This is a genomic window from Comamonas koreensis (assembly GCF_021026195.1).
In the GTDB taxonomy this organism is placed as follows: domain Bacteria; phylum Pseudomonadota; class Gammaproteobacteria; order Burkholderiales; family Burkholderiaceae_C; genus Comamonas; species Comamonas koreensis.
Genome location: NZ_JAJNCT010000034.1, coordinates 63,544 through 83,601, shown reverse-complemented (window position 1 = coordinate 83,601; position 20,058 = coordinate 63,544). Strand labels below are relative to the sequence as shown.

The window sequence follows — 20,058 nt, the reverse complement described above, 5'->3', positions numbered from 1 at the left end:
CCGTCCTCAGCCCTGGCCCAGCAGCGCAGCGCGCAGCGCCGGTGCGGAGGTTTGCTCCGACAGCCAGATGCCAAAGAACAGGCGCGCATACAGCGCATCGTCAATGGCGGCGGTCTCGCGCCCGTTGTGCAGAAAAACGACCTTGCCCGTGCCGTCGTTCAGGCCCAGTAGGCGGTCCTGCGCCACCACATCGGGAAAGGCCTGCTTCATCATGCGCAGCCACTGGCGGGCCTGCTCTTCGGAGAAGGGCGCCACGCGGCGCATCTCGGCAATGGAGCGCTCCGCAATCGCCTCGCCCTCCAGCTTGCGGTCATAGACCAGCTCCAGCGCAAAAGGCTGGCGTGCGTAGTCCTGCGGGTTGAAGCCGGCAGTGGCCCACAGGCGCGCCTCATACACCCGCAGTCCAAAAAACCGCAGCACACCGGTGCCGACCAGGCGCGCGCCGGGCAAGGCGGTGCCCAGCTCGGCAGGGATGGCAGGGGGGGCGGCGAGGAGGTCGTGGGTCATAGCAGTCATGGAGAGAGCAACAAGGCTGGCGCCCCAGCCCAGGGCTTGGCGTCGGCGGAGTTCAGGCATGGTCGGGCCTGCGCAACGTGAACTGGACCACATCGGTGTTGCCCATGTCGAACGAGGCCTCGCAGTAGGCGAGGTAGAAGCGCCAGATGCGCAGAAAGCGTTCATCAAAGCCCTGCGCACGGATGGCATCGATCTGCTGCTCAAAGGCCTGGCGCCAGCGCCGCAGCGTTTCGGCATAGTCGCTGCCAAAGTGCAGCTTCTTCTCTACCGTCAAGCCGGCGCGGCGCGCTTCGTGCTCAAAGGCCGGGACGCTGGGCAGCAAGCCGCCGGGGAAGATGTACTGCTGGATGAAATCGGTCGAGCGCAGGTAGCGCGCAAACAGGTCATCGCGCAAAGTGATGGATTGCACGCAGGCATAACCACCGGGCTTGAGGCACTGGCGCAGTGACTGGAAATAGCTCTGCCAGTACTCCTGGCCCACCGCTTCAAACATCTCGATGGACACGATCGCATCAAAGGGCTGCGACTGGTGCTGGGCGGCCAGATCGCGGTAATCCTGGTAGCGCAGATCGACCTGGGCTTGCAGCCCCGCTTGCGCAATGCGCTCCAGGCCCCATTGGCGCTGTTCGCGCGACAAGGTCACCCCGGTCACCTGGGCGCCAAACTCGGTGGCGGCGGTCTGGGCCAGGGCGCCCCAGCCACAGCCAATCTCCAGCAGGCGCTGGCCGGGCTGCAGCCCGGTCTCCTGCAAGGCCCGGCGCATCTTGGCCTGCTGGGCCTGCCGCAGATCGGCCTGTGCCAGTGCCTCCCCGCTGCGCCCCTCGAACCAGGCCGCGCTGTAGTTCATGCTGGGGTCGAGGAACAGCCGGTAGAAATCATTGCCCAGGTCGTAGTGGGCATGGATGTTGCGCGCACTGCCCGAGCGGGTGTTGCGGTTGAGCAGGTGGCGCAGGCGGAAGCCCAGCCGGCCCCACCAGTGGCCGTACACCAGGCTCTCCATGTGGTCGCGGTTGGCGATGCACAGGCGCAGCAGCGCGGTCAGATCGGGGCTGTCCCACTGGCCGTCGATATAACCTTCGGCCAGGCCGATATCGCCCGAGCGCTGCACGCGCTCCAGCGCCTCCCAATCCTGGATGGCACAGCGCGCATCGGCCTGCGCTGCGGGCTGTTGGCTGAAGTGCCGCAGTTGCCCATCGGGCAGCTGCAGGTCCAGCTGGCCGCAGGGCAGTTGTTCCAGCAGCTGCAGCACCTGGCGCGCGCTGCGGGGGATGGAGCGTCCGGCGTGGGCGGACGGGCTCGGCAGGGATGCAGTGGTGGAGTTCATCGTGTGACGAAGCGCTTGGGCTCGGTGGGTTTGCGGTGGAAAGGCAGGCGTTTGAACCAGAGGCGCAGCGCCTGCCAGTGGATGCGGAACACGACGCCCCAGGTCATCAAGGGCATGCCCCAAAATGCGCGCCGCACTGTGGCTGGGGTCAAGGGCTGGAGTGCGCCTGCGACGCCGGTGCGCAGCAGCGGGCCGGTCTCGTCATGCAGATCGACCTGCACGAGGTTGCGGCTGTCGCTGCGCACAAAGCGGAAGCGGTACTCACCCTGGACCGTGCAAAACGGCGATACATGGAAGCACTTGGCCGCGACCTGCTCCGTGCCCCAGGCCAGATCGGGCCCGGCCAGCAGGTAGGCATGGCGTTCGCCAAAGGTGTTGTTGACCTCGGCCAGCACTGCGGCCAGCGAACCGTCTGCGCGCTGCGCATACCAGAAGCTGACGGGTTTGAACGCATAGCCCAGCACGCGCGGGAAGGTGTGCAACCAGACCTCGCCTGCCGCGTCGTCGATGCCTTCTTGCTGCAGCAGCTGGTCAAACCAAGCCAGGCAGTCCGCGCTGCCGTCGCCATGGTCGCGGTCATGAAAGCTGATCGCAGCGCGCCGGTTGCGGTGCAGCAGCGCATCAGGCTGGTCGCGCAAGCTGCGCAAAGGCAGCAGCAAGAAGTACCCGGGGTAGCGGAAGGCATGCACCACCGGGCGCAAGCGCTGGTGCCAGATGTGGCCAAAGCCGATCAGCGAGCGGTTGCTCATGCGGCCTCCTCCAGCACAGGTGCTTGCAGGGCTGGCGCTGCGCCGGCCAGCGACTGGCACAGGCTCTCAGCGGCTGCCAGGCCGGACCGCAGCCCGTCCTCATGGAAGCCATAGCCGCACCAGGCGCCGCAGTACCAGGTGCTCAGCTGGCCCTGCAACTGGGGCAGCTGGCGCTGGGCCAGGATGGCCGCCTGGTCAAACACCGGGTGGCTGTACTGGATGCGGGCATGTACGCGGTCTGCGGCAATGGGGCGTGCCGGGTTGAGCGACACCAGCACCGGCTGCTGCCAGGGCAGGGGCTGGAGCTGGTTGATCAGGTAGTGCAGGCAGACACCTGCTTGCTCGGTGCTGGATGCGGCGGCGCGCTCGTAGTTCCATGCGGCCCAGGCCGCCTGGCGCTGGGGCAGCACGCTGCTGTCGGTATGCAGGACCGCCTCGTTGGGCTGGTAGCGGATGCTGCCGAGCACCGCGCGTTCAGCGGCCGTAGCGCCCTCGCCCAGCAGCTGCAAGGCCTGGTCGCTGTGGCAGGCCAGAACCACCGCATCAAACCATTCGGCGCCCTGGGCCATCTGCACCATGACGCCCTGCGGGTGTCGCTGCAGGCCGAGCACCGGCGTATTCAGCCGCGCCTCGTGGCGGCCATCCTGCGTCAAGCGGGCCAGCAGGCGGCGCACATACTGGCGCGAGCCTCCGCGCACGCTGTACCACTGTGGCCGGTCGCGCACCTGGATCAGGCCATGGTTGTGGCAAAAGCGAATCATCGTGGCGATGGGGAAGTGCAGCATCTGGTCCGTGGGGCAAGACCAAATGCAGCCCAGCATTGGCAATAGATAGTCGCTGCGGAATGCGGCAGAGAAGCGGTGCTGGTCCAGGAAGGCAGCGATCGAGGCCGTCATCTCCGCCTCGGCCTGGCGCTCGGCGATCTCGGTGGTCAGCTGGTTGAAGCGGGCGATGTCCCGCAGCATGCCCCAAAAGCGCGGGCGCAGCAGGTTGCGTTTTTGGGCAAACACGCTGCGCAGGGATCGGCCACTCCATTCCAGCGCTGAGGCCCCGTTGGCAGCGGGAACCTGGACGGAGAACGACATGTCGGAGGCCACCGTATCGACCTGCAGGTCTTGGAAGAGCTGGGTCAGCAAGGGGTAGGTGCGGTGGTTGAAGACCAGAAAGCCGGTGTCCACGCCGTGCGTGATGCCGTTCAGGCGCAGGTCTACCGTATTGGCATGGCCGCCGAAGTGGCTGCCACCCTCCAACAGGCAGACCCGGTGCGATGTCTGCGTGCGGGCCAGGTGGGCGGCAGCAGCCAGCCCAGAAATGCCTGATCCGATGACAGCGATGCGTTGCATGAAAGGCCCCTTGTAGATGCAGCAGTCAAGCGTTTAGACCATTAAGATCAATTGCTGAACTGATGAGTTCACACTATAAACCACAAATATCAAAAATGCACCATTTAGTTTTCTTACTGACCTTCGACGTCATAAAATGGCGGCATGAATGCTCGGTCTGCCATCAAGGAACAAATACAGCGTGTGCGTGAAGAGGCCATCGTGACGGCGGTCAACCGGCTGCTCGCGACCAAGGGCTACGACGCCATGACGGTCGACGAAGTGGCGGCGGAGGCGGGCATGGCCAAGGCCAGCCTCTACAAGCTGTTCACGTCGAAGGAAGAATTGGCCGGCGCTGCGATGGTCGGGGTGCTGGACCGCGCGTTGGCCTTTGTCGATGGCTTGCGCAGCGCAGCCGATGAGGCTGCCGAATCAGGCCAGCCCATGGCGGCGCTGGAGCAGTTGAAGGCGGTGGTACGCTGGGCCATGCGCACCCAGCTGGAAGGGCAGATGCCCTCGCTGCCGGCGCAAAACTCCAACCTCAGCGCGTCGCTGCAATCCAACGATGCCTATATGGACCGCCTCATTGCGTTGAGCAACCGGCTCAGTATCTGGATCACCGAGGCCCAGACCGGCGGCCAACTGCCAGCGGCCTTGCCCGCTGAGCTGGTGCTCTACACCTTGTTTGCACGGGCCTGCGATCCGGTGCTGGGCCTGCTCAAGGAATCGGGCCAGTACAGCGATGACCAGATCATCGAATGGGTCACCGGCACCACCTTCCATGGCCTCGCCGGCCCTGCTGCGGCGCCTGGTGCGACAGCGGCCCCTATTGCCTGACCGAGGCGTTGCGCCGCAGCCAGCGCATCAACACGCCAATCGCCGGTAGTTTCTCGTACAGCTCTTCTGCCGCGTCCCAGTAGTCGCGGTGGTGGGCCACACGTCCCTGCGCATCGAAGCGCAGCAACGAGGCGCCGTAGATGCACTGCGGCGCTTGCGCGTTCCAGCGCTGAAAGCGGAAGCGAAACTCCCACTCCAGGGCCGCCCGATCGCCCTGCACCAGCTGCTGGGTGACGATAAAGCGTGGCTCATGCAAGGCTGCGAACATGTGCTCAAAGACGGCGCGGATGTCCGCGATGCCGCGCACCTCGTTGAAGGGATCCTTGAAAAAGGCATCGGCAGCGTAGTAGTTGCCCAGGTGCTGGAGGTTCTCGGGCGTGAGGGATTCGTAGAAAGCCACCAGCCGCAGCACCCCAGTGGTGGTGAGATCGGAATGGGAAGTCATAGCAGACATCGTATCGCTCCGGTTGGGAACATGTTGAGCCCTGCGCGGCAGGCGGCTGCGCGCAGGGCGCTAGCTCCGTGGCACTCGCTTGCCGCTGGCCTTGTTCCAGTAGCCAAACTCGTCCTCATGCACCTCATAGTCCAGCTCCTGCAGGCGCTCATGCAGGCGGGCCTGGGCATCGGCCACGCCCTGGTTGTAGAGGCTGGGGCCGATTTCCTGCAGGAAGAAGTCCAACAGCGCGGCAGCCGCCATGTTGCCGATGCGCTCGCCTTGGCTCTGCTCGAAGTAGCGTTCGATGGATTGGACGGCACGCTCGTGCACGTCCTTTTTCAGTTCAATGGCCATAGGCAGCTTTACAGAGGTCCATCCACCGGCTCGGCCAGGAAGCCGCCGCTCTGGTGGGCCCAGAGCTTGGCATAGATACCGCCTTGGGCCAGCAGTTGCTGGTGTGTGCCCTGCTCGATGATCTGGCCCTTGTCCATGACGATCAAGCGGTCCATCGCGGCGATGGTGGACAGGCGGTGCGCAATAGCGATGACGGTCTTGCCATGCATGAGGCTGTCCAGGCTTTCCTGGATGGCGGCTTCGACCTCGCTGTCCAGCGCGCTGGTGGCTTCGTCGAGCAGCAGGATGGGCGCGTCCTTCAGCATCACGCGGGCAATGGCCACACGCTGGCGCTGGCCGCCCGAGAGCTTGACGCCGCGCTCACCCACCTGGGCGTCGTAGCCGGTACGGCCAAAGCGGTCGCTCAGGGTGCTGATGAAGTCCGAGGCCTCGGCGCGCTCGGTGGCGCGGCGCATGTCTTCTTCGCTGGCGTCAGGGCGGCCATACAGAATGTTGTCGCGCATCGAGCGGTGCAGCAAGGAGGTGTCTTGCGTGACCATGCCGATATTGCTGCGCAGGCTGTCTTGCGTCACCTTGGCGATGTCCTGCCCATCGATGCGGATCTGGCCTCCGGCCAGGTCGTGGAAGCGCAGCAGCAGGTTGACCAGGGTCGACTTGCCAGCGCCCGAGCGGCCGATCAGGCCGATGCGCTCGCCGGGGTTGATGGTCAGGTTGAGCTGGTCGATGACCGGGCGGCCGGCATCCTTGTAGGCAAAGCTGACGTTGTCGAACTCGATACGGCCTTGCTGCACCACCAGCGGCTTGGCGCCGCTCGCATCGACGATGCTGCGCGGCTTGGTCAAGGTGTTGATGCCGTCTTGGATGGTGCCGACGTTTTCAAACAGGCCCGTCATCTGCCACATCACCCAGTGCGAATAGCCCATCAGGCGCAGTGCCATCGCGATCACGGCGGCCACCACGCCGGCGCTGGCCTGGCCATTGAGCCACAGGTACAGCGCGGTGCCCGAGGCACCCAGCAGCAGCAGGGTGATCATCAGGTGGTTGGTGATCTCGAACAGGCTCACCAGGCGCATCTGCGCATGGCCGGTCTGCTTGAAGGCTTCCATCGCGCTGCGGGCGTATTCGGCCTCGCGCTTGGTGTGGGCGAACAGCTTGACGGTGGCGATATTGGTATAGGCGTCGGTCACGCGGCCGGTCATCATCGAGCGCGCATCGGCCTGGGCCTTACCGATCTTGCCCAGGCGCGGCACAAAGAAGAAGCAGGCGCCAATATAGGCCAGCAGCCACAGCAGGAAGGGCAGCATCAGGCGCCACTCGAAGCTGGCCGCCAGGATCAGGATACCGATCATGTAGACGCTCACGCCCACCAGCACATCGACGATCATGAACACCACTTCGCGCACGGACAGCGCCGTCTGCATGATCTTGGTGGTAATGCGGCCGGCAAACTCGTCGGCGTAGAAGGACATGCTCTGGCCCAGCATCAGCCGGTGGAAGACCCAGCGCAAACGCATCGGAAAGTTGATGGCCAGCACCTGGTGCATCACCTGGGTGTGCAGGCCCAGCAGCAGCACGCTGCCCAGCAGCACGCCGACGATGCCGAGCACGGTGCTGCCTTGCTCGGCCCAGAAGTTGTTGGGCGACATGGTCGCCAGCCAGTCGACCACATGGCCCATCACCGCAAATAGCATGGCCTCATAAACAGCCAACAGCGCCGAGGTGGCCGTGAGCAGGCCAATCCAGCCACGCATTCCTTGCGTACAGGCCCACATGAAAGCAAAAAACCCCTTGGGCGGAACCTGGGGCTCGGCATTGGGGTAGGGCGGCACCCGCCGCTCAAAAAACGAAAACATGCACTGATCTCCTGCAATGGGGCTGGGGCGCCGGGTCCGCGCTTTCTTGGTGCTGCATGGTAAGCAGCTGTTGATATTAACAGTGGTAACAACCCCGATCCGGCAAGTCTAGCGGGCTCGGTCTCCCGCTTGGCGGCCGGCCCACATAGCCCTGAATATGTATGTGTCTTTGTGTCGGCGGATCGTCGCCTGGGCGTCAATCTTGCAACCTATGGGCTTGCAAAAAACCATAGGTGTGTTCACCAATGCGCGGCCTGCACACAGTTTCTAAGATAGCGGCTTTTGACACGAGGTGCTACTGATGCCATCCAAATCGATGACCCATTCATCCCAGAACGCCCGCTGGAGGCTTCCCGCACTGAGTGCCGTGACCCTGGCGATCACCTTGAGCCTGGGTGCCTGCGCCAGCAGCCCGCAAGCCACCAAGATGGTGGACTCCGTTCCTGCGACTCCCGTTGCCGCTGCCGCTGCTCCCGCCGCTGCCAGCCAGCCGGCCCAGCAAGGCCAGCGCAATGTGGTCGTGCTGGCCACTGGCGGCACGATTGCTGGCGCCGGTGCATCGGCGATGAACAGCGCCACCTACAGTGCCGCCAAGGTGCCGGTCGACAAGCTGCTGGCAGGCCTGCCGGAGCTGTCCAAGGTGGCCCAGGTGCGCGGTGAGCAGGTCTTCCAGATTGCATCCGAGAGCTTCACCAATGACAACCTGCTGGTGCTGGCCAAGCGCGTCTCCGCGCTGGTCAAGCAGCCGGATGTGGATGGCGTGGTCATCACCCACGGCACCGACACCCTGGCCGAGACGGCCTACTTCCTGAGCCTGACGGTGCACACCAACAAGCCCATCGTGGTGGTGGGCTCGATGCGCCCAGGCACCGCGCTGTCGGCCGATGGCGCTTTGAACCTGGTCAACGCCGTGAGCGTCGCCGCCTCCAAGGATGCCGAAGGCAAGGGCGTAGTCGTGACGATGAACGATGAGATCCAGACCGCGCGTGATGTGAACAAGGATGTGAACATCAAGACCAGCGCGTTCCAAAGCCAGTGGGGTCCGCTGGGCATGGTGGTCGAGGGCAAGAACTACTGGTTCCGTGCCCCGGTCAAGCGCCACACGATGCAGTCCGAGTTCAACATCGACTCCATCACCAGCCTGCCGGCGGTGGAAGTGGTCTACAGCTACGGCAATGTGCCGCGCACCGCGATCGATGCCTTCGTCGGCACCGGCGCCAAGGCGATCGTGCATGCCGGCACCGGCAATGGCTCGGTGGCAGACCGCATCGTGCCTGCACTGCAGGAAGCGCGCAGCAAGGGCGTGCAGGTGATCCGCTCGGCACGCGTGCCTTATGGCTTTGTGCTGCGCAATGCAGAGCAGCCGGATGACAAGTACGACTGGGTGGTCGCGCATGACCTGCGTCCTGAGAAAGCCCGCCTGCTGGCAGCGCTGGCGCTGACCAAGACCAACGACCCCAAGGAAATCCAGCGCATTTTCTGGGAATATTGATAGCCAGCGTGCCCGGCTGCGGCGGGGCACTTGCTTCAATACCGCATCTACCTAAGGACAGCTACGGCTGTCCTTTTTGCTGTCCGCTGTATGGCTCGCCAACGGCGGCCAGGGCCGCTGCCAATGTCACAATGGCTGCATTCACAGGAGCAAAACAGATGGCGCATGCGTGGACCCGAATCAGCTACGAAGGCTTTCCCGCCTGGTGTGCCCAGTGGGCCGATGGAACGTCGGCAGTGGTGGCGGAGCAGGGCGCGCAGCTGTTGTCCTGGAAGACGGCTGATGGCCGCGAGCACCTGTACCTGAGCCCCGCCAGCCTGCGCGATGGCCAGGCCGCCATTCGCGGCGGCGTGCCGGTCTGCTTTCCACAGTTCAATGTGCGCGGGCCTTTGCCCAAGCATGGCTTTGCGCGCAACCTGCGCTGGCAGATGCTGCAGGCCGATGAGGACGGTATCGTGATGCAGCTGACGGACAGCGCGGCCACCCGGGCCTTTTGGCCGCATGCCTTTGATGCCCGGTTGCGCATCACGGTGCATGCGCGCCAGCTCACCATTGGCCTGGATGTGCAGAACACCGGCCAGGTACCCTGGTCGATGACCTGCGCGCTGCACAGCTACCTGCAGGTGGACGATGTGGCGCAAACCCGCTTGACCGGCCTGCAGGGCCTGGCCTGCTGGGATGCGCTGGCCGATACCCGCTTTGTGCAGCCGCCGGGCGATGTGGGCTTTGCCGCGACCACGGAACCGGGCTTTGACCGGGTGTTCTCCACACCGGGTGCAGCGGGCAAGGTGCTACAGCTGCAGCAGCCCGGTCTGCCAGCTGGTCGTCGGATGGAGATTGTCCACAGCGGTACGGCCAGCGAGATCGTGGTCTGGAACCCGGGCGTGCAGCTGAGCCACAGCCTGGCCGATATGCCCGATGACGGCTGGCGCCAGATGCTCTGTGTGGAGGCCGCGAGCATTGACACGCCGGTGCAGCTGGCGCCGGGCCAGCAGTGGTCGATCAGCCAGACCCTGACCCTGGCCTAAGGACTGGACTGCAAGAGGGAAACACAGACCCTGTAGCGGAATTGTGGGCGGCCACTACCGCAGGCCAGGGGAAAACCCGATAATGGCGGCCTTGTCATTGTCGGCATGGCGCTTGCGGCCATGCTTTTTTGTTTATGCCGGGTTCTGGGTCTCCCTCTTCTTGCGCGCCAGTCAATGAACTGCGCCGTGATCTCAAGGCACGCCATTTGTCGATGATTGCCATTGGTGGCTCCATCGGTACGGGGCTGTTTGTGGCATCGGGTGCCACCATTGCGCAGGCGGGGCCCGGCGGGGCGCTGCTGGCCTATGGCGTCATCGGCCTGATGGTCTACTTCCTGATGACCAGCCTGGGCGAGCTGGCGGCCTTCATGCCGGTGTCGGGCTCGTTTGCCACCTATGGCGCGCGCTACGTGGACGAGGGCTTTGGCTTCGCGCTGGGCTGGAACTACTGGTACAACTGGGCGATCACGATTGCGGTGGACCTGGTGGCCTCGCAGCTGGTGATGGCCTACTGGTTCCCCGATGTGCCGGGCTACTGGTGGAGCGCGCTGTTCCTGATGCTGATGGTGGCCCTCAATGCCATCTCGGTGCGAGGTTTTGGCGAGGCCGAGTACTGGTTCGCGGCGATCAAGGTGACGACGGTGCTGGTGTTCATTGCGCTGGGTGTGGCGATGATTTTTGGCATTCTCAAAGGCGGCCCGGCCGACGGCGTCTGGGGCGCCATCGCCAACTGGCAGGTGGCCGATGCGCCGTTTGCCGGTGGCTTTGCGGCCCTGATCGGTGTGGCGATGATCGTGGGCTTTTCCTTCCAGGGCACCGAGCTGATCGGCATTGCAGCGGCCGAGTCCGAGAACCCTGCCAAGAACATTCCGCGCGCAGTGCGCCAGGTGTTCTGGCGCATTCTGCTGTTCTACGTGCTGGCCATTGCGGTGATCGGCTCGCTGGTTGCCTATACCGACCCTCACCTGTTGCGCAACGATGTGGGCGATATCAGCGTCAGCCCCTTCACCCTGGTGTTTGAGAAAGCAGGCCTGCTGTCGGCGGCCGTCATCATGAATGCCGTGGTGCTGACCTCGGTGCTGTCCGCCGGTAACTCGGGCATGTATGCCTCCACCCGCATGCTCTACACCCTCGCCTGCCAGGGCATGGCCCCGCGCATTTTTGGCCGCCTCTCGCGCCACGGCGTGCCGGTGATGGCCTTGCTGGCGACCACGGTGATGGCCGGGCTGTGCTTTTTCAGCTTTCTGTTCAGCCCGCAGACGGTCTACCTCTGGCTGCTCAACCTCTCGGGCATGACGGGTTTCATTGCCTGGCTGGGCATTGCCATCAGCCACTACCGCTTCCGCAAGGGCTTTCTGGCGCAGGGCCATGAGGTGTCGCAGCTGCCCTATGTCTCGCCGTGGTTCCCGTTCGGCCCCATCTTTGCGTTTGTGCTGTGCCTGGTCATCACCCTGGGGCAGAACTACGAGGCCTTCCTGAAGGACCAGATCGACTGGGGCGGTGTGGTCGCCACCTATATCGGCCTGCCGGTGTTCCTGCTGATCTGGTGGGGCTACCGTTTGGCCAAAGGCAGCCGCACCGTGGCCTATAAAGACATGCGCTTTGATGGCCAGGTGCTGGGCGACAAATAAGTGGGGAGGGTTGCAGTGGCGGCCCCCAAGGCAGCAAAAAAGCGAGTGCTAGGACTCGCTTTTTTTTGGGCTGACCAGCGGGCGCCTTATTCGCTGCGCGGCACTGGCTGGCGGCCGATGGACACATAGCCCAGGCCATAACCGGCTACCAAGGCCGGGTCATAGAGGTTGCGGCCATCAAAAATCATGCGGTCGCGCAGGCGCTGGGCCAGTTGGCCAAAATCGGGCGCGCGGAAGATCTGCCACTCGGTGACGATGGCCAGGCAGTCGGCGCCTTGCAAGGTGGCCTCGGGGTCGGCGGCCAGCACCAGGTCGCTGCGCGCGCCATAGATGCGCTGGGCCTCCTGCATCGCGACGGGGTCATAGGCCTGCACACGGGCGCCTGCGGCCCACAGCGATTCCAGCAGGGTGCGGCTGGGCGCCTCGCGCATGTCATCGGTGTTGGGCTTGAAGGCCAGGCCCCACAGCGCAACCGTCTTGCCCTGCAATTGGCCACCGTAGAAGGCGCTGATTCGCTCGAACAGCACATGGCGCTGGGCGGCATTGCGGGCCTCGACGGCGTTGAGCAGCAAGGGGTCGAAGCCGATTTCCTCGGCGGTGCGCACCAGGGCCTTCACATCCTTGGGGAAGCAGCTGCCGCCATAACCCACACCGGGGTAGATGAAGTGGTAGCCAATGCGCGGATCGCTGCCGATGCCGCGGCGCACCGCTTCCACATTGGCGCCCAGGCGTTCGGCCAGGTTGGCGATCTCGTTCATGAAGCTGATCTTGGTGGCCAGCATCGCGTTGGCGGCGTACTTGGTCAGCTCGGCACTGCGCACATCCATCACCACGATCTTGTCGTGGTTGCGGTTGAAGGGCGCATACAGCTCGCGCAGCCGCGCCTCTGATGTGGGGTTGCTGGTGCCGATGATGATGCGGTCGGGCCGCTGGCAGTCGGCCACGGCGGCGCCTTCCTTGAGGAATTCCGGGTTGGAGACCACATCGAAGCCGTAGCTGGCGCCGCGTGCGGCCAGGCCCTCGGCGATCACGGCGCGCACCTTGTCGGCCGTGCCTACCGGCACGGTGGATTTGTTGATGACGATGCGCGGGCCATCCATGTGCTGGGCAATGGTGCGGGCCACGGCCAGCACGTACTGCAGGTCGGCGCTGCCGTCCTCATCAGGGGGCGTGCCCACGGCCAGGAAGATCACCTCACTGTGGCTGACGCCCAGCGCCGCATCGGTGGTAAAGCGCAGCCGGCCATTGGCATGGTTGCTGGTGACGAGCTTGTCCAGGCCCGGCTCATGGATGGGGATCTGGCCGGCCTGCAGTGCGGCGACCTTGGCCGCATCCACATCGACACACAGCACCTGGTGGCCGACATCGGCCAGCACGGCACCTTGAACAAGACCGACATAGCCGGTTCCAAAAACAGTGACTTTCATACGCGGTAGAACGAGCGGTACCAGTCGACAAAGCGCTGGATTCCGTCTGTGACAGTGAAAGAAGGGGCGAACTGCACCCAGGCCTGCAAGGCCCGGGTGTCGGCCGAGGTGCTGTGCATGTCGCCCGGCTGGATGGGCAGCATGCGCTTATGGGCCTGCATGCCCAGCGCGGATTCCAACGCGGCGATGTAGTCCATCAGCACGGTGGGCTGGCTGTTGCCGATGTTGAAGATGCGGTAGGGCGCGGTGCTGGTGCCCGGGTTGGGCTGCAGAGGATCATAGCTGGCATCGGGCGTGGCGGGTTTGTCCAGCACACGCAGAATGCCTTCGACGATGTCGTCGATGAAGGTGAAATCGCGCACCAGCTGGCCATTGCCATAGACGTCGATGGTCTCGCCCGCCAGCATAGCCTTGGTGAACTTGAACAAGGCCATGTCCGGCCGGCCCCAGGGCCCGTAGACCGTGAAAAAGCGCAGCCCGGTGGTGGGCATCTGGTAGAGGTGCGAGTAGGTGTGCGCCATCAGCTCGTTGGCCTTCTTGGTGGCCGCGTAGTAGCTGATCGGGTGGTCGACCGCATCGCTCTCTGCATAAGGCATCTTGGCATTGCCGCCGTAGACGCTGGAGCTGCTCGCATAGACCAGGTGCGCCACCTGGTGCTTGCGGCAGCCCTGCAGCACATGGCCAAAGCCCAGCAGGTTCGAATCCGTGTAGTCGTTGGGCTGGTCGATGGAGTAGCGCACCCCGGCCTGGGCGGCCAGGTGCAGCACGCGTTGGGGCTGCACTTCATCAAACAGCGCGGCCATGCCGGCGCGGTCGGCCAGATCGAGCTGGATGAAGCGGAAGTGGGGATGGCTTTGCAGCTGCGCGAGCCGGGCCTGCTTGAGCGCGACGTCGTAGTAGCTGTTGAGGTTGTCGATGCCGACAACGGGCAGGCCCCGCTCCAACAGGCGCAAGGCGCAGTGCATGCCGATAAAGCCGGCAGCGCCGGTGACGAGAACAGGTTTCATGGTGTGATGGGTGCGGGCAGCCACACAAACTGGTAGTGCATGGGCGGCGTGCTGGCACGCATATGGGAAAACGGAAGGGTCAGATCTTGGATGGCGGCGCCGGGCGCCGTGGCCAGCACCGGCTCCCACCAGGCAGGCGTGGCCTTGTCCATGCGGGCAATGTACAGCAGGCCGCTGCCGGTTTGCGCGGCCTTGGCGCGGGCCTGAGCGAGGCAGTCGGCCATGCGGCCAAACTCGGCCGTGCAGGCCGTCGCATAGGCCCGGGGGTTGCGCGAGCGCAGCATCGCCGCGACCATGTTGTCCGAGCCGACGATGACGCCTTGGCCGTCGTAGCCAGCAGCAGCCAGCGACGCGCTCAGCTGCGCGACGGGGTGGTTGAGCTCGTCCGGATCCTTGCGCAGGTTGGACTGCCAGGGGCGTACCGTTGCCAGGGTCAGGAAAATCAGCGCAAACACCAGCACCGTGGTGGTGTAGCCCCGGCCCACGCCATCGGCCAGCAGGCGTGGGCGCCATACATACAAGGCCAGCGGCGCCACAGCCGTCAGCGGCAGCACCCAGCGCTGCTTGAAGCTGCTGACATCGCCCACCAGCACCATGCCCACCAGGATGGCAAACACCAGCGCCAGGTAGCGCCACAGCAGCGGCCAGGCCCAGACCCGCCATTCCGGCAGGGCCGCATCTGCAGCGGGGGATGGTGCCGCATCGGCTTTCCACAAACGGCTGCGGTAGCTGGCCAGGCTGACCAGCAGCCACAGCCCCAGCGTCGAGAACACGGCGGCCGCCAAGGCGCCCAGGCCCTTGAGGTGGGACACCTGGGTGGAGATGTCCATCTTGTTGATGGTCTCGGTCGTGGCCTCACGCCAGTGGTGCAGCAGCCAGTAGCCGTGCGGGGCAAAGATCAGCAGGCCAATCAAGGGCGCCAGCCACCAGCCCCGGCCCAGCAGCGCGCGGCGCACCTGGGGCACGCTGAAGGCGGCCACGGCAAACACGCCGATCAGCATCGCAAAGCTGTACTTGGCCAGCATGCCCACGCCGCAGAAGATGCCCAGGCCGACAAAGTTGACCAGCGCCGGTGCGCGCACCTGGCGCAAGGCCATCCACCAGGCGCCAAAGGTCATCGCGGTTACCAGAATGGTGTGGGTCTGGTCGCGCACGCTGTCCCAGCCAAACGGCAGCATCAGCAGCAGGCCGCCAGCGACCCAGAAGGCGCCCTTGGCCGGCAGCAACGCGCGGCCGGTTTGCCAGGCCAGCACATAGGTGAGCACGATCAGGCTGTGCTTGACCAGCGACAGCGACAGCACCGTGGGGCCCAGCAGCTGGCCCACCAGCCATTGCAGCCAGCTGTAGGCGGGCGGCTGGGCGCCGTAGCCCAGCAGGAACTGCTGGGACCAGAGGATTTGTTCGGACTCGTCCCATTTCATGCCGTCCGATATGGCCACGCGCGAGATGACATGCGCACAGGCCAGCAGCAGCACCCAGGCCAGCGGGTGGCGGTAGAGCTGGGACTGCCAATCTTTGGCGGGGGAGGGGGACGCAGAGGTCATGGCAGAAACACGAAATGCTGGTGCATACAGGGCCCGCAGCCCCAAGGCGCGGCACCAGCCTGTCGCATCAGCAGCAGAGGAAAAAGCGGATCAGGTAGTATAGGCGACCGCTGTTTTACCAATGCCAGAAGAGTCGCCCACCCCGGTTGGGCTGCGCCGCACACCGTTTCCGGTACCGGCCCAGCCGCCTGTCTGAGCGGCTTTTTGCAATGTGCCTTTTATGTCCCCTGCTGTTTCCATCGTCGTCCCTATCTACAACGAGTTCGACAATCTGATCGCCCTGGTCGACCGGATTGACGCGGCCATGCGCTCGCAGCCGCTGAGCTATGAGCTGATTGCCGTCGACGATGGCTCCAAGGACGACAGCGCCAAGCGCCTGCTGGAGTTGGCTGCCACGCGGCCCTGGCTGCGCCCAGTCATCCTCGCGCGCAACTATGGCCAGTCCAGTGCGCTGCAAGCCGGTTTTGACCGGGTGCAGGGCCGCTATGTGGTGACCCTGGACGCCGACCTGCAAAACGAGCCCGACGACATTCCTCTGCTGCTCAACCGCCTGGAGACCGACCCGAGCGTCGATATGGTCTCCGGCTGGCGCAAGGACCGCCAGGATGCCGCGATCTCGCGCAAGCTGCCGTCCAAGATTGCCAACCGTTTGATCTCCAACGCCACCGGCGTGCAGCTGCACGACTATGGCTGCGCGCTCAAGGCCTACCGCCGCCACATCATCGACCGCGTGCACCTCTATGGCGAGCTGCACCGCTTCATCCCCTCGCTGGCGCGCGATGCCGGTGCCCGCATCACCGAAGTACCTGTGCGCCACCACGCACGCACGGCGGGTGTCTCCAAGTACGGCATTGACCGCACCTTCCGCGTGATTCTGGATTTGATCCTGATGGTCTTCCTGATGCGCTACCGCCAGCGCCCGCTGCATGCCTTTGGCGGCCTGGGCCTGTGGCTGGCCACCCCCGGCTTTCTGATCCTGGCCTACCTGTTCATCGTCAAGCTGATGGGTGAGAGCATTGGCGGCCGGCCCTTGCTGATCATCGGCGTGATGCTGGTGCTGATGGGCATGACCTTTGTCGCCGCCGGCCTGATCGGTGAGCTGCTGACCCGCATCTACTACGAGTCGGGCGGTGGCCGCCAGTACTATGCGGACGACTATGTGATCGACGAGACCGGCGGCACCCCCCGCATGGTGCGCCTGGACGCCCATGCAGCGCGCGAGCAGGCTGTGCAGCCCGCTGCCGCTTCGAGTCTTTAAGCGCCGCCTGGTGTGAACCGTACACAAAAAGCCTGCATCAAGGCCTTGTGTGGCGCCGCTTTGCTGGGCGCCGTGGCCTATTTTGCCGACCCTGCCGCCCTCTGGGCCCGCTTGCGTGCCGCTGACGGGCGCTGGCTGCTGGCGGGGCTGGCGGCAGCCATCGCGTCGAACGTGGTGTCTGCTTGGCGCTGGCGTGCACTGGCGCAGTGGCTGGGCGCACCGATGCGCTGGCCCGATGCGCTGCGCTGGTATTTTCAGGCGATTGGCCTCAATGCCTTGCTGCCCGGCGCGGTGGTGGGCGGCGATGTCTACCGCGCCGTGGTGCTGCAGCGCAGTGGGCAGGGCAAGGCCGCTGCCTCGCTGTCGGTGCTGCTCGACCGCTTTAGCGGCCTGTGGATGCTCTGCGCCATTGGCGCAATCGGCGCGGTGCTGTCCGCCAGCGCCTTGGCGCCTGTGCTGCGAATCTCTCCAGCAGCGCTGCAGGTTTTGATGCTGCTGGGCACCGCCGTCTGGATTGCTTTGCCCTGGCTGCTGCTGTGGTGGCTGGGCCAGCGCCAGGCGGCCAGCCTGCCGGGCTGGTTGCAGCCCTTGCTGCAGGCCGCTGCGCGGCCGGACTTCAATCGCCAGATGCTGGTGCAAGCTGGCTCTTCTGCACTGGTGCAGCTGCTGTCCGCCGCAGCCCTGGCGCTGGGTGGGCTGGCGCTGGGCATCCATCTGGACCTGGCCGCCTGGGCCTTTGCGATGGCCCCCATTTTTCTGATGGCGGCCTTGCCCGTCAGCGTGGGCGGCTGGGGCACGCGTGAAGCGGCCAGTGCGGCGGCGTTGGCGCCCTTTGGCGTGCCGGCGGCCTTGGCGGTGGGCGTGGGGCTGATCTACGGCGTATATGCGTTGGTGCAGGGGGCCTTGGGCGCGATCGCCTTTGGCCTGCCGAGCCGGCGCGAACGCGAGGCCGATGCAGCCTCCTGAATCTGCTGCGGCCTGAGGGTTGCGCCCAAGAAAAAAGCAAGTCCGCAGACTTGCTTTTTTTGTGTCCAAGGCCTGCGCACAGGCCCTTGGGCAGTTTTTACACGGCGGTGATCGACACTGCCTTGGAGTTCAGGTAAGCCTCCATGGCTTCCGGGCCGCCTTCGCTGCCGTAGCCGGAGTCCTTCACGCCGCCGAAGGGGAACTCGGCCGTTGGCGTGGCCGCCTGGTTGATCCAGACCATGCCCGCTTCGATCTGGTTCGACAGCAGCTGCACGTTCTTGTACGAACGGGTGTAGGCGTAGGCAGCCAGGCCGAAAGGCAGGCGGTTGGCTTCGGTGATCGCGTCTTCGAGCTTTTCAAAGGTGCGGATCGCGGCGATCGGGCCAAAAGGCTCATCGTTGAACACCGAGGCGTTCATCGGCACATCGGCCAGGATGGTGGGGGCGAAGAAGTTGCCTTCGCTGCCCACGCGTGCGCCACCGGTGGCGACCTTGGCACCCTTGGCGGCGGCGTCTTCGACGACCTGGGCCATGGCGGTCAGGCGGCGGGCATTGGCCAGGGGGCCCAGGGTGGTGCCGTCCGTCAGGCCATCACCCAGCTTCAGGCTTTCGGCGTGCTTGACGAAGGCGCTGACAAAGGCGTCCTTCACATCGGCATGCACCAAGAAGCGGGTGGGCGAGATGCAGACCTGGCCGGCATTGCGGAACTTGGCGGCAGCGGTGGCCTTGACGGCCAGTTCCACATCGGCGTCTTCTGCAACGATCACCGGTGCGTGGCCGCCCAGCTCCATCGTCACGCGCTTCATGTGGGCGCCAGCCAGTGCGGCCAGCTGCTTGCCCACGGCGGTGGAGCCGGTGAAGGTCACCTTGCGGATGATCGGGTGGGGGATCAGGTACTCGGAGATCTCGGCGGGCGAGCCGAACAGCAGGCCCAGCACGCCCTTGGGCAGGCCGGCATCGACAAAGCACTGCAGCAGCGCGGCAGGGGATGCGGGGGTTTCTTCAGGCGCCTTCAACAGGAAGGAGCAACCGGTGCCCAGTGCGGCGCCTAGCTTGCGCACCACCTGGTTGACCGGGAAGTTCCAGGGCGTGAACGCGGCGATGGGGCCGACCGGCTCCTTGATCACCAGCTGCTGCACATTGGGCACGCGGGCGGGCACGATGCGGCCGTAGACGCGCAGGCCTTCATCGGCAAACCATTCGATGATGCCGGCACCGGCCAGCACCTCGCCCTTGGCTTCGGCAAAAGGCTTGCCTTGCTCCTGGGTCAGCAGGCGGCCAATTTGCTCGGCACGCTCACGCAGCAGCGCAGCAGCACGGCGCATGGTGTTGGCGCGCTCGATGGCAGGGGTTGCACGCCAGACCAGGAAACCCGCCTGAGCGGCTTCCAATGCACGGTCCATGTCTTTCTTGGTGGCATGAGCAACCTTGCCGATGGGTTTGCCGGTGGCGGGGTTGACCACATCGATGGTCTTGCCATCGGAGGCATCTTGCCATTCGTTGTTGATCAGCAGTCGGGTATCCGGATATGCAGTGGTCATTGCCATTTTTCCTTGCGTGTCTTGGAGGTATCCAGTGGTCGGGCCGTCGCGGGCAGCCGGGGCACGGCTGCGGGCGAACAGCTGTAAATCCTAACCGCTAGTGCCAGTACGCGTAGTCACGCACGGCAATTTCGACATGCTGGGGCGGGCATGTACCCGATTTCTCCACATTAGAGCCGCAGGCCCGTGGTAAAACATGGGGTTTGCTGCGCGGGCACCGTTGTTGCGCCGCGCCCTGTGCACGCCAGGTTGGCCTGGACCGCACCACCATGAGACTTTTGGAAGCTTCAGACCATGCCATTGATCCGTACCAGTTCTGCCGTTGTCACCGTTCTTGCCGCACTGCTGGCAGGTTGCGCCACCAATGGGCCGGCTCCAACGCCTGATGCTGGCGCTGCTGCGACCACGGCCCCAGCCGCCACTGCAGCCCCCGCTGCAGCCGGCTGCGCCGACAATGCCTGCGACACGGCGCCCCAGCTGCTGACCGGCGCATCGCCACGCTTTCCTTACCCGGCTGGTGCCCAGCCTCAACCGGCCAGCGTGCGCGTGCAGTTCGTCGTCAACACCGACGGTGCCGTCAGCGATGTGAAGACGCTGACCACCACCTCCCGTGATATGGCCACCGAGGTGGAGCGCGCGGTGCGCCTGTGGAAGTACCGCCCCGCGATGAAGAACAACCAGCCCATGAAGGTCATCCTGCAGCAGCAGTTCGACTTCAAGCCTTGATGCAGACATAGCGCTTCCACGCCTTCCGCATGACAAAACGCCCGTTGC

Annotated in this window: 18 protein-coding genes; 7 read left to right on the top strand and 11 right to left on the bottom strand. The window is 64.9% G+C overall.

The genetic code is table 11. The features are described 5' to 3' along the window. Window positions 1-6: 6 nt before the first annotated feature. From LPW39_RS22140 to LPW39_RS22125, 4 genes are read right to left on the bottom strand one after another with little or no spacing between them, the layout of a single operon-like run. On the bottom strand, window positions 7-576 hold the full coding sequence (locus LPW39_RS22140; RefSeq protein ID WP_230780602.1) for a chalcone isomerase family protein: 570 nt from the start codon (window positions 574-576) through the stop codon (window positions 7-9). Beyond that, window positions 569-1,840, bottom strand: coding sequence for an SAM-dependent methyltransferase (locus tag LPW39_RS22135; protein WP_230780599.1), 1,272 nt, complete (start codon window positions 1,838-1,840; stop codon window positions 569-571). The genes LPW39_RS22140 and LPW39_RS22135 overlap by 8 nt, the downstream gene beginning before the upstream one ends. Beyond that, window positions 1,837-2,589, bottom strand: coding sequence for a DUF1365 domain-containing protein (locus tag LPW39_RS22130; RefSeq protein ID WP_230780596.1), 753 nt, complete (start codon window positions 2,587-2,589; stop codon window positions 1,837-1,839). The genes LPW39_RS22135 and LPW39_RS22130 overlap by 4 nt, the downstream gene beginning before the upstream one ends. Continuing rightward, window positions 2,586-3,932, bottom strand: a complete 1,347-nt coding sequence (locus LPW39_RS22125) for an NAD(P)/FAD-dependent oxidoreductase (protein WP_230780593.1) — start codon at window positions 3,930-3,932, stop codon at window positions 2,586-2,588. Before LPW39_RS22125 ends, LPW39_RS22130 begins: the two co-directional genes overlap by 4 nt. A gap of 144 nt (window positions 3,933-4,076) precedes the next feature. Here LPW39_RS22125 and LPW39_RS22120 point away from each other — a divergent pair, with 144 nt between their 5' ends. Then, window positions 4,077-4,748 (top strand): TetR/AcrR family transcriptional regulator, encoded by a 672-nt coding sequence (locus tag LPW39_RS22120; protein ID WP_230780588.1) that lies wholly within the window; start codon window positions 4,077-4,079, stop codon window positions 4,746-4,748. Here LPW39_RS22120 and LPW39_RS22115 read toward each other — a convergent pair. The 3 genes from LPW39_RS22115 to LPW39_RS22105 are packed head-to-tail and all read right to left on the bottom strand — an operon-like array spanning window position 4,738 to window position 7,391. Next, the gene (locus LPW39_RS22115; RefSeq protein ID WP_230780585.1) at window positions 4,738-5,202 is read right to left on the bottom strand and encodes a nuclear transport factor 2 family protein; all 465 of its coding nucleotides are present in this window, start codon (window positions 5,200-5,202) and stop codon (window positions 4,738-4,740) included. The two genes, LPW39_RS22120 and LPW39_RS22115, sit on opposite strands and share 11 nt — an antisense overlap. A gap of 60 nt (window positions 5,203-5,262) precedes the next feature. After that, window positions 5,263-5,538 carry a DUF2164 domain-containing protein gene (locus LPW39_RS22110; protein ID WP_230780581.1) on the bottom strand — a complete coding sequence of 92 codons (276 nt, stop codon included), beginning with the start codon at window positions 5,536-5,538 and terminating at the stop codon, window positions 5,263-5,265. 8 nt (window positions 5,539-5,546) lie between these two features. Continuing rightward, on the bottom strand, window positions 5,547-7,391 hold the full coding sequence (locus LPW39_RS22105) for an ABC transporter ATP-binding protein (RefSeq protein ID WP_230780578.1): 1,845 nt from the start codon (window positions 7,389-7,391) through the stop codon (window positions 5,547-5,549). 427 nt (window positions 7,392-7,818) lie between these two features. Between LPW39_RS22105 and LPW39_RS22100 the strand changes: the two genes are divergently transcribed. The 3 genes from LPW39_RS22100 to LPW39_RS22090 all read left to right on the top strand — a co-directional run bounded on the left by LPW39_RS22100 (window position 7,819) and on the right by LPW39_RS22090 (window position 11,542). Continuing rightward, window positions 7,819-8,883: a type II asparaginase gene (locus tag LPW39_RS22100; protein WP_230780942.1), complete on the top strand. Its 1,065-nt coding sequence runs from the start codon at window positions 7,819-7,821 to the stop codon at window positions 8,881-8,883. A 158-nt stretch (window positions 8,884-9,041) separates the two neighbouring features. Next, window positions 9,042-9,911, top strand: coding sequence for a D-hexose-6-phosphate mutarotase (locus LPW39_RS22095; RefSeq protein WP_230780575.1), 870 nt, complete (start codon window positions 9,042-9,044; stop codon window positions 9,909-9,911). Between the two features lie 134 nt (window positions 9,912-10,045). Then, entirely contained in the window at window positions 10,046-11,542 is a 1,497-nt protein-coding gene (locus LPW39_RS22090) for an amino acid permease (RefSeq protein ID WP_230780572.1), read from the top strand. Between the two features lie 86 nt (window positions 11,543-11,628). Here the strand turns inward: LPW39_RS22090 and LPW39_RS22085 are convergent, their stop codons facing one another. Genes LPW39_RS22085 through LPW39_RS22075 form a run of 3 tightly spaced genes read right to left on the bottom strand, consistent with a single transcriptional unit; the run spans window position 11,629 to window position 15,520 of the window. Beyond that, window positions 11,629-12,969 carry a UDP-glucose dehydrogenase family protein gene (locus LPW39_RS22085; RefSeq protein WP_230780569.1) on the bottom strand — a complete coding sequence of 447 codons (1,341 nt, stop codon included), beginning with the start codon at window positions 12,967-12,969 and terminating at the stop codon, window positions 11,629-11,631. Next, a complete protein-coding gene (locus LPW39_RS22080; protein ID WP_230780566.1) occupies window positions 12,966-13,976 on the bottom strand; it encodes an NAD-dependent epimerase in 1,011 nt (336 codons plus the stop codon). Before LPW39_RS22080 ends, LPW39_RS22085 begins: the two co-directional genes overlap by 4 nt. Next, a complete protein-coding gene (locus LPW39_RS22075; protein ID WP_230780561.1) occupies window positions 13,973-15,520 on the bottom strand; it encodes an ArnT family glycosyltransferase in 1,548 nt (515 codons plus the stop codon). Before LPW39_RS22075 ends, LPW39_RS22080 begins: the two co-directional genes overlap by 4 nt. Before the next feature lie 220 nt (window positions 15,521-15,740). Between LPW39_RS22075 and LPW39_RS22070 the strand changes: the two genes are divergently transcribed. Both LPW39_RS22070 and LPW39_RS22065 read left to right on the top strand, forming a co-directional pair. After that, window positions 15,741-16,778 carry a glycosyltransferase family 2 protein gene (locus LPW39_RS22070; protein WP_230780556.1) on the top strand — a complete coding sequence of 346 codons (1,038 nt, stop codon included), beginning with the start codon at window positions 15,741-15,743 and terminating at the stop codon, window positions 16,776-16,778. A 12-nt stretch (window positions 16,779-16,790) separates the two neighbouring features. Continuing rightward, window positions 16,791-17,744 (top strand): lysylphosphatidylglycerol synthase transmembrane domain-containing protein, encoded by a 954-nt coding sequence (locus tag LPW39_RS22065; RefSeq protein WP_230780553.1) that lies wholly within the window; start codon window positions 16,791-16,793, stop codon window positions 17,742-17,744. Between the two features lie 97 nt (window positions 17,745-17,841). Here the strand turns inward: LPW39_RS22065 and LPW39_RS22060 are convergent, their stop codons facing one another. After that, on the bottom strand, window positions 17,842-19,284 hold the full coding sequence (locus tag LPW39_RS22060) for an NAD-dependent succinate-semialdehyde dehydrogenase (protein WP_407928898.1): 1,443 nt from the start codon (window positions 19,282-19,284) through the stop codon (window positions 17,842-17,844). A 294-nt stretch (window positions 19,285-19,578) separates the two neighbouring features. On the opposite strand from LPW39_RS22060, the gene LPW39_RS22055 reads away from it, so the two are divergent. After that, window positions 19,579-20,010 carry a TonB family protein gene (locus LPW39_RS22055; RefSeq protein ID WP_230780547.1) on the top strand — a complete coding sequence of 144 codons (432 nt, stop codon included), beginning with the start codon at window positions 19,579-19,581 and terminating at the stop codon, window positions 20,008-20,010. The last annotated feature ends 48 nt before the right edge of the window (window positions 20,011-20,058 follow it).

Bases quoted from the DNA above. Each gene is read 5' to 3' on its own strand.
- LPW39_RS22140 (WP_230780602.1), bottom strand. From the start codon at position 576: ATGCCTGAACTCCGCCGACGCCAAGCCCTGGGCTGGGGCGCCAGCCTT.
- LPW39_RS22135 (WP_230780599.1), bottom strand. From the start codon at position 1,840: ATGAACTCCACCACTGCATCCCTGCCGAGCCCGTCCGCCCACGCCGGA.
- LPW39_RS22130 (WP_230780596.1), bottom strand. From the start codon at position 2,589: ATGAGCAACCGCTCGCTGATCGGCTTTGGCCACATCTGGCACCAGCGC.
- LPW39_RS22125 (WP_230780593.1), bottom strand. From the start codon at position 3,932: ATGCAACGCATCGCTGTCATCGGATCAGGCATTTCTGGGCTGGCTGCT.
- LPW39_RS22120 (WP_230780588.1), top strand. From the start codon at position 4,077: ATGAATGCTCGGTCTGCCATCAAGGAACAAATACAGCGTGTGCGTGAA.
- LPW39_RS22115 (WP_230780585.1), bottom strand. From the start codon at position 5,202: ATGTCTGCTATGACTTCCCATTCCGATCTCACCACCACTGGGGTGCTG.
- LPW39_RS22110 (WP_230780581.1), bottom strand. From the start codon at position 5,538: ATGGCCATTGAACTGAAAAAGGACGTGCACGAGCGTGCCGTCCAATCC.
- LPW39_RS22105 (WP_230780578.1), bottom strand. From the start codon at position 7,391: ATGTTTTCGTTTTTTGAGCGGCGGGTGCCGCCCTACCCCAATGCCGAG.
- LPW39_RS22100 (WP_230780942.1), top strand. From the start codon at position 7,819: ATGGTGGACTCCGTTCCTGCGACTCCCGTTGCCGCTGCCGCTGCTCCC.
- LPW39_RS22095 (WP_230780575.1), top strand. From the start codon at position 9,042: ATGGCGCATGCGTGGACCCGAATCAGCTACGAAGGCTTTCCCGCCTGG.
- LPW39_RS22090 (WP_230780572.1), top strand. From the start codon at position 10,046: ATGCCGGGTTCTGGGTCTCCCTCTTCTTGCGCGCCAGTCAATGAACTG.
- LPW39_RS22085 (WP_230780569.1), bottom strand. From the start codon at position 12,969: ATGAAAGTCACTGTTTTTGGAACCGGCTATGTCGGTCTTGTTCAAGGT.
- LPW39_RS22080 (WP_230780566.1), bottom strand. From the start codon at position 13,976: ATGAAACCTGTTCTCGTCACCGGCGCTGCCGGCTTTATCGGCATGCAC.
- LPW39_RS22075 (WP_230780561.1), bottom strand. From the start codon at position 15,520: ATGACCTCTGCGTCCCCCTCCCCCGCCAAAGATTGGCAGTCCCAGCTC.
- LPW39_RS22070 (WP_230780556.1), top strand. From the start codon at position 15,741: ATGTCCCCTGCTGTTTCCATCGTCGTCCCTATCTACAACGAGTTCGAC.
- LPW39_RS22060 (WP_407928898.1), bottom strand. From the start codon at position 19,284: ATGACCACTGCATATCCGGATACCCGACTGCTGATCAACAACGAATGG.
- LPW39_RS22055 (WP_230780547.1), top strand. From the start codon at position 19,579: ATGCCATTGATCCGTACCAGTTCTGCCGTTGTCACCGTTCTTGCCGCA.